Here is a 9,560-nt window from a genome sequence, read left to right on the forward strand (position 1 = left end):
GCTCAGGCGGGTGGTGCGGCAACCCGGGGTGCGGCAGCCGGTACGGCAACCCGGGGCAGCGCAGCCACCGGAGCTACAGCCGCGGGCGCGGGCGGTAAGGCGCCACCGGGTGGCAGCGCCGCGGGCGGCGGGGGCGGTGGTGGTGGCATCAGCACCCGCTGCAGGTCCGGTTTCATGGCCAGCAGCTGCTGACCCCAATAACCCCAGCTGTGGGTGCCGTCCTTCGGGAAGTTGAACACACCGTTGCGGCCACCGGCCGCCAGATACCGTTGCTGGAACGTCTTGTTCGTGTTCAGCGTGATGTTTTCCAGGAACTGCGAGCTGAACATGCCGCCGAAATCGCCCGCGTTGTCGAGTTCGGAGGGGGTTCCGTCGCCGCAGTAGATCCAGATGGCGGTGCGATTGGCCGCCAGCGTGGCCACGTTCACCATCGGGTCGTTACGCTGCCACGCCGGATCGTTGCTCTGTCCCCACATTGCGGTGGCGTTGTACCCACCGGCATCACGCATGGCCAGCCCGATCAGGGTCGGCCAGAGGCCCAGCGACGGGTTGACGAACCCCGACAGTGATGCAGCGAAAATGAACTTCGTGGGATGCCAGACGGCCAACGTCAGCGCCGAACCACCCGACATGGACAGCCCCACAACAGCATTGCCGAGTGGATTGATGCCGCGGTTGGCAGCCAGCCAGGCCGGTAGCTCCTGGGTCAGGAAGGTCTCCCACTTATAGGTGAGGGTACCGGCCTGCCCGGTCGCGGGCTGGTACCAGTCGCTGTAGAAACTGGACTGACCGCCGACGGGCATCACCATCGACAGCCCGGAATCGTGGTACCACTCGAATGCCGCGGTGTTGATGTCCCAGCCGCTGAAGTCGTCCTGTGCGCGCAGTCCGTCGAGCAGGTACACCGCCTGCGGTCCGCCGCCCTGGAATTCGACCCGGATGTTGCGGCCCATCGCTGCCGAGGGGATGTCGAGCTGTTCGATCGGTAGACCGGGGCGGGAGAACGCCGTTGCCGTCGGCGCGCTGACCATCGAACCCAATACCGCCGTCGTGAGAACCACGGACGCGCAGCGGCGCGCCCAGCGCCGCACCTTTGTCGCATGCGTCATGCACCGCAAGCTAGCAGGGCCGACCATCGCGCCCGCGGACGCGAGGCCCGCTGTGATCGCGTTGTTATGTAACGGTTTAACTCACGCAGGTACGACGACGGTGAGGTCGTCGCCGTCGCGTTCGACGGTCATCCCGGCACGCCGTGCCACCGCGGCGACCTTGGCTGCGTCATCGGGATCGGCCCGGCTGGTGGCCAGGGTGCGCGCCAACCGGCCCTTGTGCGCCTTGTTGAAGTGGCTGACCACGGAGCGGTGACCGTCGGGGTGCTCGGCCAGCACATTGACCCGGACGGCACCGGGCAGCCGGCCCAGCGCGGCATAGGATCCCGACCGCAGATCGACCACCAGATCGTCGGCGGCGACCTCGGCGAGCAACGGCTCCAGGACGGGGCGCCACCGCGCGGCCAGCGTGGGCCGACCCGGCAGCTTCGATGTCGCCGACAGCCGATAGGCGGGGACCGGGTCGTCGGCGCGCAACAGCCCGAACAGTGCGGAACCGACGGCCAGCCGCGCCCGCGCCCGAGCGGCGGTGGCGCCCTTGAGTGATGAGATGTCAAGGGCGTCGTACAGCACGCCGGTGTAACGGTCGATGGCGGCCACGGTGGGCGCGGTGCGTAGCTGCGCGTTGCGCTCGATCTCGCCGTCCTGTGCGGCCGTGAGGCCGAGGGCCTTACGTGATCCGGGGATATCGGCGGCCACCGTAACGAGTTCGTCGAGCAATTCGGATCGTAGGCCGGTCAGGGTGGGGAAAGCGAGGCCGTCGAGGCGCAGCGGCGGGCCGTCACCGCCGGCGCGTTTGGTCTCCGAGGGCGGGAGCAGCACGATCACGGTGACAGAGGTTAGCCCAGCCGTTTTTGGGGGACACCGAGGGACCGGCAGCACATCACACTTGAGCAAGCGCTTGGTTCCAATTTGCGGCACACCATTGCGCATTAGCTGTCCGGTCTGAACGGCAATACAACCAGTCTTCTGCGGGCGCGCGAGATTTTCCGGAAAACTTTTGTGCTGTCACGGACTTCGTGGCGACAGCGTATTCGCGGCGGTTTGGTCGCCGGGAATGGTGCGGGGGCATTTGTGCACTTCTCACCGAGTCGACGGACCGGCCCGGGGTTTATCATGAGCGGGTAAGTCCGGAACCCGCGAGAACACAGTTTCCCCGGGGTGCGGTAAGCGGATTGACAAGGTTGTATTCGGTAAATCAGGATCGGCGTGTTCGGTCGAGCGTCGAACGGTTCATTGGGGATCGGCCGGCGCTCGTCGGGGGCTGAGCGTGCAGTGCTACAGACGTGGGAATCGAAGCGGAGGGCGGTCGCGAAGATGCGAACCGATCCGGCCTCCTGGTCGAAACCGGGCGCAATAGCTGGGATCGTTTTCCGGCGCGGGCGCCCATCGGTTTCGGCAAATTCTTTTCTGCGTGTCGCTGGAGGATGCGATCGCACGGTGCGGTCGCCGCGGATGGCAAGGGAGTTCTGGTGACTGCTCAGGGAATCGTCGGTGCCGAACCCGACAACCAGGATCAAGGGATCGCCGTGGACGTGCGGGTGCGGGTGCACGCCGGCACCGAGAACGAGGCCACCGGTCTTGTCGTCGACGATTTCGGCGACGCTGCCGGCCAATCGGTGGATATCGGCGAACACCACATCTGCGACCCGGCCCGGCGTTGGGCGGTGCTGTTGGACAGCGGGTCGCTGACGTTCGTCGATTCCGACGCGCTGCAGCCGGAGTAGCCGACTACAGGCCCGACAGTCGGGCCAACAGCTCGTCGAGGAAGTCGCCTGCCTCATGAACGGCGCGGGCCTCGTCCCGATCGGCGATGGCCTCGATCAGGCCGCGATGACGTGGGCTCTGCGCCAGATCGGCCGTGCTGGTCGCTACGCTGGCCAGCACCACCTCGGTGAGCCCGCGGTACAGCTCGGTCAGTACGGCGTTGTGCGAACTGCGTACGATCGCGAAATGCAGGTCAGCATCGGCACGTGCGAACTCCGCGCTGAGGCCCGCTTCGCGGAGTTGGTCGCCCTGTTCGAGTAGTTGCCACAGCTCGGTCAGGTCGTCCTCGGTGCGTGCGGTCGCGGCCAGTCGGGCGCCCTCGACCTCCAGGCAGCGCCGCACCTGCAGCACTTCGCGCAGTTCGGTGCCGCAAAGCCGATGCAGAGCCCCGGATACCTCGCTGGTGGCGCGCACGTAGGTGCCATCGCCTTGGCGCACCTCCAGGATCCCGCTGTGTGCCAGCGCGCGCACCGCCTCGCGGACGGTGTTGCGGCCGACACCGAGGGATTCGGCCAGCGCAGGTTCGGTCGGAATCTTGGAGTCGATCGGCCACTCACCGGTGGCCACCGAGCGGCGCAACTGATCGATTGCCTGGTCCACCAGACCCGTCCGGCGCGTCGAAGCCAGGGGCACGAGAAAACCCTTTCATCCAATCATCGGATGTATGGCAGGCTAGTGGAGATGACACAGCACCGCCACTCACCGGCCCTCGATGGGCGGGTGATCGCATCAGAACCCGATCTCGACGTCGAGGGGCGGGTGGCCCCGCGGCCGGTCGAGGTGGCCGCCGGCGGTGTGTTGCTGACCGTCGCGGTGGTGCTCACCGCGGCCAACCTGCGTCCGGCGATCACCAGCGTGGGCCCACTGCTGGGCGATATGCGCGACACGTTGGGGGCTTCGGCGTTGTGGGCAGGACTGCTGACCACGCTGCCGGGGCTGTGCTTCGCGGTGGCGGGCCTGACCGCACCGACGTTGGCCAGGAAGCTCGGCCTGGGTCGAGCGATCGCCGCGGCCCTGCTCGTCCTGGTCGTCGGGCTGGTGATCCGAGTCGTCGACGGCCCATCGGTGGTGATCGGCGGGACGCTGGTGGCCACCGCCGGGATCGCGCTGATCAATGTGCTCATCCCCGTGGTCATCAAGGAGTCGTTCCCAGCGCGGATCGGCCTGATGACCGGGATCTACACCGCCGCATTGCAGGGCGGCGGTGCCGCCGGGTCGGCCATCACCCCGGCGCTCGACGGGCTGCTCGGGGGTTGGCGACTGGCACTGGGGGCGTGGGCGGGCCTGGCGGCCGCGGCCCTGGCCTTCTGGATCACCGCAATGCGTGGTCGTCGAAGCGATTTCGGGGCGCGTGCGACGAAAGCGGATGCAGCACAACCGCGGTCGATGTTGCGCAGCAGGCTGGCCTGGATCATCACCGGATTCTTCGGATGTCAGGCGTGTATGGCCTACATCGTGATGGGTTGGCTGCCACAGGTTTTCATCGACAACGGCATGAGCAAGTCCGATGCCGGACTACTCCTGGGGCTCAACGCCATCATCGCGGTCCCGATCAGCATCGTGGTGGCCCCGATGGCAGCCCGCCGGGCGAGCCAGAGCGGCTGGATCGTCGGACTGGGCGTGCTGGGATTCAGTGGTGCACTCGGATTGGCCTTCGGGCCGATGGCCGCGCCACTGCTGTGGACACTTCTGCTGGGCCTGGGGATGAGCGTCTTTTCGCTGGCTCTCGCGGTGATCGCGCTGCGATCGCGCACTGCCGCCGATACCGCGCGGTTGTCCGGCATGGTGCAGGGCCTCGGATACCTGCTGGCCGGGCTGGGACCGTTCCTGTTCGGGCTGTTGCACGAACTCAGCGGAGGCTGGACGGTGCCGTGGATCCTGCTCTTGACGGTCTATGTCATCCAGATCGCCCTGGGCGCCCTGGCCGGGCGGCCCAGATACGTTTGACCCGCTACACCGGGATGGTCGCCGGCGGCGGGGGTGGCACGTCGAGCGGGGCGACACCGGCGGGCGGCGGCGGCAGTTCGGCGGGCGGCGGCGGCACGAAGCCCATCGGGGCGGGTGGCGGGAGCGGGGCTCCGGGCGGCGGCGGGGGAGGCAGCTGACCCGGCGGCACTGCGGCCGGATCGGGCATCGGCAGGTACATGTGCTGAGTGAACTGCGACTGATAGGCGCCACCGCCACCGACCTTGACTCCACCACCTTCACCCGAGGAGACGGAGGTGCCGTCGGGCAGCGTCACGGCGGTATGTCCGCTGTTCCAACCGATCACCAGGGCGCCGGGCTGGGTGCCGTACTTGAACCCGCGGGCCAGTAGCGCGGCTTCCTGATTGCCGGTGTTGAAACGATCGCCGAAAACAGGACGGTTGGTGGCGGCATTGCTCACCCAGGACGCCAGACCCGAGCAGTCGGTCCCCGCGGGACTGTCCCCGCCGGAGATGTACGGCGTTCCCGACACCTGGCTGACAAGCGCCAGAAGCGCAGCTGTAGCAAACATGCGGACGGACGTTAACAGAGTCGTTTGTAAGGCGGCAAAATCCTGTGATGCGCAACACAATTCGCCATATGCCCTGGGCAGTTCACAAAATGGGTGTCGAACGACCTTGTCCGAGAGCGCTATTCAAGCAGGTCAGTGCAATGATCTTGAGTTTTCGCAAATCTGTTGCCCGCCGGCGGAAATGTTACGAAAGGGGACTGCTGAGGACTCGGAAACCACCGTTCCGTGACTTCGGGTGAAAGTCAGATCACCAGATCCAGACGGACATGTCGTCGGGTGGGTAGTTCATGCAGACGGCGGTGGAGGCGGCGACGACGCCTTTGTTGTTGAAGAAGATCTTGGCCCAGTTGGGCCAGTTCCAGGCGAGTTGTTCGTAGAAGGCGTTGGTGGCGGTGTCTTCGGAATACTGACGGCGGCCGGCGTAGTCCATGGCGAAGAACCAGTGGATGCGGTCCTGGACGGCGCGGTGCACTTCGGGGGATTTGTTGTTGTAGTCGATCATGTAGCGCTCGTAGTAGACCGGGTTGGTGTCGCGGGTGGCGGCCAGGATCTGCTCGGCGGTGCACGGGGTTTTGAGGATCTTGCTGGGGATCGGGTATTCGTCGGTCGCATCGGCGCCGGCGATGGGGGCCAGGGTCAGGGCGGCGGCCGCCGCGAGTCCGGCCAGTGTCAGTTTCTTCATGGTGATCCTCACTGGGTGAGCAGGACGCGTTTGTCGGGGCAGTAGTAGTTCATGGCGGCGCCGAGGAATTGCCAGGTCTGTTCGGTGGTGGTGCCGCGGATGAGTTGGTCGGACACGAATTTCGCGGAGTCCTGGGCGTTGGCGTCGATGCCGCGGTCGAGGCGTTTGCAGGCGATCTTGCCGATCCAGGCGTTGAAGTCCTTCTGCCCGTAGATGCCGTAGGTGTGCAGTTCCTTGGCGAATGCGGAGTCCGGGTCGGCGTGTGCCGGAGCAGCGAACACCACCGCTGCCGCCGCGCAGGCGCCGGCCAGCACAGCCGCGAATCTCGTTGGCATCATTGTGAACTCCCCACATGTTCGGCCGGAGGCGTCGGCCACGGCACCGGCGCCGGTCGCTGCCGCACCATCTGCGGCCACCAGAACCACTTACCCAACAGCGCCGCGATCGACGGCGTCATGAACGCCCGGATCACCAACGTGTCGAACAGCAGACCCAACCCGATCGTCGTACCCACCTGACCGATCACGGTGAGCTCGCTGACCGCCATCGACATCATGGTGAACGCGAACACCAATCCTGCCGAGGTGACCACCGAACCGGTGCCGCCCATCGCCCGGATGATGCCGGTGTTCAGGCCGGCGTGGATCTCCTCGCGGAGTCGGGCCACCAACAACAGGTTGTAGTCCGCACCCACGGCCAGCAGGATGATCACCGCCATGGCCAGCACCATCCAGTGCAACGGAATACCGATGATGTGCTGCCAGATCAGCACCGAGATGCCGAATGCCGACCCCAGCGAGATCAGCACCGTCCCGACGATCACGGCCGCCGCCACGATGCTGCGGGTGATGATCAGCATGATGATGAAGATCAGGCACAGTGCCGCGATCCCGGCGATCATCAGGTCGTACTTGTTGCCCTCGGCCATGTCTTTGAAGGTGGCTGCCGTCCCGCCGAGATAGATCTTGGAACCCTCCAGCGGGGTGCCCTTGATGGCCTCCTTGGCGGCGGTCTTGATCGCATCGATATGCGAAATGCCCTCGGGGCTCAACGGATCACCGTCGTGACTGATGATGAAGCGGACCGCGTGTCCATCGGGGGACAGGAAGTTCTTCATGCCGCGCTTGAAATCTTCGTTCTCGAAGGTCTCCGGCGGTAGATAGAACGAATCGTCGTTCTGGGCGGCATCGAAGGCCTCACCCATGGCCGACGAGTTGTCCTGCATCGCCGACATCTGATCCTGGATGCCCTTTTGCGTCTGATACATGGTCAGCATGTATTTCTGCATGTTCTTCATCGTCGCGATCATCTGCGGCATGAGCGCGACCATCTGCGGCATCAGCGCGTCGAGGCGCTCCATATCGGGAATCAGGTCCTGAATGCCGTCGGTCATCACGTCGATACCGTCGAGGGTGTCGAAGATCGAGCGGATCGCCCAGCAGCCCGGGATGTTGAAGCAGTGCGGTTCCCAGTAGAAGTAGTTGCGCAGCGGCCGGAAGAAGTCGTCGAAATTGGCGATGTTGTCCCGCAATTCGGCGATGTCGAGCGACATGTCCTTCATCTTGGCGACCATCGAATGCGTGGTGGCAGCCATCTGCACGGTGATGGAGTTCATCTTCTCCATGCTCGCGATGGTCGTCTGCATATCGTCGGCCTGCTTGAGCATGTTGGCCATCATGTCCTGCTGGTACTTCTCGTTCATTTTCTGAGTCGTACCCTGCATGCTGATCTGGAACGGGATCGAGGTGTGCTCGATCGGCGATCCCTGCGGCCGGGTGATGGCCTGCACGCGACCGACACCGGGCACCTTGAAGATCGCCTTGGCGATCTTGTCGATCACCAGGAAGTCCGCCGAGTTGCGCAGATCGTGATCGCTTTCCACCAGCAGCAGTTCGGGATTCATCCGGGCCTGCGAGAAATGCCGGTCCGCCGCGGCGTACCCGACCTGCGCGGGCAGATCCTTCGGCAGGTAATTGCGATCGTTGTAGTTGGTCTCGTAACCCGGCAGCGTCAACAGGCCGACCAGTGACAGTGCCACGGTCCCGACCAGCACCGGACCGGGCCAGCGGACGATGGCCGCGCCGATCTTGCGCCAGCCGCGGGTGCGCATCGTGCGCCGGGGCTCCAGCGTCTTGCCGAACCGGGTGGCCACCGAGATGACCGCCGGCCCCAGCGTCAGCGCGGCGACGACGGCGACGACCATGCCGATCGACAGCGGGATACCGAGTGAGACGAAATAGGGCAGCTTGGTGAAGTGCAGGCAGAACGTCGCACCGGCGATGGTGAGGCCGGAGCCCAGCACGACATGCGCGGTGCCGTGGAACATCGTGTAGTAGGCCGATTCCCGGTCCTCGCCGGCACCCCGGGCTTCCTGATACCTACCTATCAGGAAGATGGCGTAGTCCGTGGTCGCGGCGATGGCCAGTGTCACCAACAGGTTGGTGGCGAACGTGGAGAGCTCGATGATCTCGTGATAGCCCAGGAACGCGATGACGCCGCGGGTGATACCCAATTCGACGACCACCATCGCCAGCACCAGCACCGTGGTGACGATCGAGCGATAGATGATGAGCAGCATCGCGATGATCACCGTGAAGGTCAGCATCTCGATCACCTGCACGCTGCGGTCGCTGGCGATGTGCTGATCGGCGGCCAACGCCGAGGGACCGGTGACGTAGACCTTCACGCCCGGCGGCGGGGTGAGGCTGTGCACGATCTCCTGGGTCGCCTCGACGGATTCGTTGGCCAGTGACTCACCCTGGTTGCCCGCCAGATACACCTGGACGTAGGCGGCCTTACCGTCGGCGCTCTGCGCACCGGCCGCGGTCAGCGGATCGCCCCAGAAATCCTGGACGTGTTCCACGTGTTTCGTGTCGGCCTCGAGCTTCTCGATCATCTCGTCGTAGAAGTCGTGGGCGGCCTCGCCGAGCTGTTCGTCACCCTCGAGCACGATCATCGCCGAGCTGTCGGACTTGAACTCTTCGAATACTGCGCCGACCCGCTTCATGGCGATCATCGACGGGGCGCTGTCCGGGCTCATCGAGACCGCGCGCATCTGCCCGACGGTCTCCAGCTGCGGCACGATGCTGTTCAGCACGACCATCAGCGCGATCCAGCCGATGATGATCGGCACGGCCAGCGTGCGGATGGTGCGGGGGATGGCGCCGCGGTGCTGCGGCTGCTGGACGGCGATGGCGTCGGTGCGGGGTTCGTTTGACGTCATGCGCTCTCCTCGCAAGCTCGGAGTCCGCATTCGGTGCCGATGATTCGCTCGCTGCGCTCGCTCATGCGCTCTTCACCAGGCAGTACGTGTGCGCGCCCACCCCGTCGACGGTGCGCTCGTCCTTGACCTCGTCGTCGACGGTGATCCGGCACGACAACGTGCTGCCGTCACCCTGACCCGAGATGGTCGGGAACACCGACGGTGCGGTCGTGCTCAGCGTGATCTCCCAGGGCAGCGTCACATTGTCCGCACGCACCGGCTTGGCATCCAGATCCATGTAGT

At 65.3% G+C, this 9,560-nt stretch carries 10 protein-coding genes; 2 read left to right on the forward strand and 8 right to left on the reverse strand.

Annotation, left to right across the window (positions count from 1 at the left end; genetic code table 11):
• Nucleotides 1-2: 2 nt before the first annotated feature.
• Nucleotides 3-1,109, reverse strand: a complete 1,107-nt coding sequence (locus ACLBYA_RS22660) for an esterase family protein (protein WP_447711695.1) — start codon at nucleotides 1,107-1,109, stop codon at nucleotides 3-5.
• 81 nt (nucleotides 1,110-1,190) lie between these two features.
• Nucleotides 1,191-1,937, reverse strand: coding sequence for a peroxide stress protein YaaA (gene yaaA / locus ACLBYA_RS22665; RefSeq protein ID WP_447711696.1), 747 nt, complete (start codon nucleotides 1,935-1,937; stop codon nucleotides 1,191-1,193).
• Between the two features lie 644 nt (nucleotides 1,938-2,581).
• On the opposite strand from yaaA, the gene ACLBYA_RS22670 reads away from it, so the two are divergent.
• The gene (locus ACLBYA_RS22670; RefSeq protein WP_447711697.1) at nucleotides 2,582-2,836 is read left to right on the forward strand and encodes a hypothetical protein; all 255 of its coding nucleotides are present in this window, start codon (nucleotides 2,582-2,584) and stop codon (nucleotides 2,834-2,836) included.
• A gap of 4 nt (nucleotides 2,837-2,840) precedes the next feature.
• Here the strand turns inward: ACLBYA_RS22670 and ACLBYA_RS22675 are convergent, their stop codons facing one another.
• The gene (locus ACLBYA_RS22675) at nucleotides 2,841-3,509 is read right to left on the reverse strand and encodes a FadR/GntR family transcriptional regulator (RefSeq protein ID WP_447711698.1); all 669 of its coding nucleotides are present in this window, start codon (nucleotides 3,507-3,509) and stop codon (nucleotides 2,841-2,843) included.
• A 48-nt stretch (nucleotides 3,510-3,557) separates the two neighbouring features.
• On the opposite strand from ACLBYA_RS22675, the gene ACLBYA_RS22680 reads away from it, so the two are divergent.
• Entirely contained in the window at nucleotides 3,558-4,823 is a 1,266-nt protein-coding gene (locus tag ACLBYA_RS22680; protein ID WP_447711699.1) for an MFS transporter, read from the forward strand.
• A 4-nt stretch (nucleotides 4,824-4,827) separates the two neighbouring features.
• Here ACLBYA_RS22680 and ACLBYA_RS22685 read toward each other — a convergent pair whose 3' ends face one another.
• The 5 genes from ACLBYA_RS22685 to ACLBYA_RS22705 form a co-directional block, all read right to left on the reverse strand.
• A complete protein-coding gene (locus ACLBYA_RS22685; RefSeq protein WP_447711700.1) occupies nucleotides 4,828-5,373 on the reverse strand; it encodes a peptidoglycan endopeptidase in 546 nt (181 codons plus the stop codon).
• A 247-nt stretch (nucleotides 5,374-5,620) separates the two neighbouring features.
• Nucleotides 5,621-6,055, reverse strand: coding sequence for a DUF5078 domain-containing protein (locus tag ACLBYA_RS22690; protein ID WP_447711701.1), 435 nt, complete (start codon nucleotides 6,053-6,055; stop codon nucleotides 5,621-5,623).
• A gap of 8 nt (nucleotides 6,056-6,063) precedes the next feature.
• Nucleotides 6,064-6,393: a DUF732 domain-containing protein gene (locus ACLBYA_RS22695; RefSeq protein WP_447711702.1), complete on the reverse strand. Its 330-nt coding sequence runs from the start codon at nucleotides 6,391-6,393 to the stop codon at nucleotides 6,064-6,066.
• The gene (locus ACLBYA_RS22700; RefSeq protein ID WP_447711703.1) at nucleotides 6,390-9,278 is read right to left on the reverse strand and encodes an MMPL/RND family transporter; all 2,889 of its coding nucleotides are present in this window, start codon (nucleotides 9,276-9,278) and stop codon (nucleotides 6,390-6,392) included. Before ACLBYA_RS22700 ends, ACLBYA_RS22695 begins: the two co-directional genes overlap by 4 nt.
• Before the next feature lie 61 nt (nucleotides 9,279-9,339).
• A partial coding sequence (locus ACLBYA_RS22705; RefSeq protein ID WP_447711704.1) for an MmpS family transport accessory protein occupies nucleotides 9,340-9,560 on the reverse strand: 221 nt, incomplete at its 5' end.

This window comes from Mycobacterium sp. C31M (genome assembly GCF_053345865.1).

Bases quoted from the DNA above. Each gene is read 5' to 3' on its own strand.
- ACLBYA_RS22660 (WP_447711695.1), bottom strand. From the start codon at position 1,109: ATGACGCATGCGACAAAGGTGCGGCGCTGGGCGCGCCGCTGCGCGTCC.
- ACLBYA_RS22680 (WP_447711699.1), top strand. From the start codon at position 3,558: ATGACACAGCACCGCCACTCACCGGCCCTCGATGGGCGGGTGATCGCA.
- ACLBYA_RS22685 (WP_447711700.1), bottom strand. From the start codon at position 5,373: ATGTTTGCTACAGCTGCGCTTCTGGCGCTTGTCAGCCAGGTGTCGGGA.
- ACLBYA_RS22690 (WP_447711701.1), bottom strand. From the start codon at position 6,055: ATGAAGAAACTGACACTGGCCGGACTCGCGGCGGCCGCCGCCCTGACC.
- ACLBYA_RS22695 (WP_447711702.1), bottom strand. From the start codon at position 6,393: ATGATGCCAACGAGATTCGCGGCTGTGCTGGCCGGCGCCTGCGCGGCG.
- ACLBYA_RS22700 (WP_447711703.1), bottom strand. From the start codon at position 9,278: ATGACGTCAAACGAACCCCGCACCGACGCCATCGCCGTCCAGCAGCCG.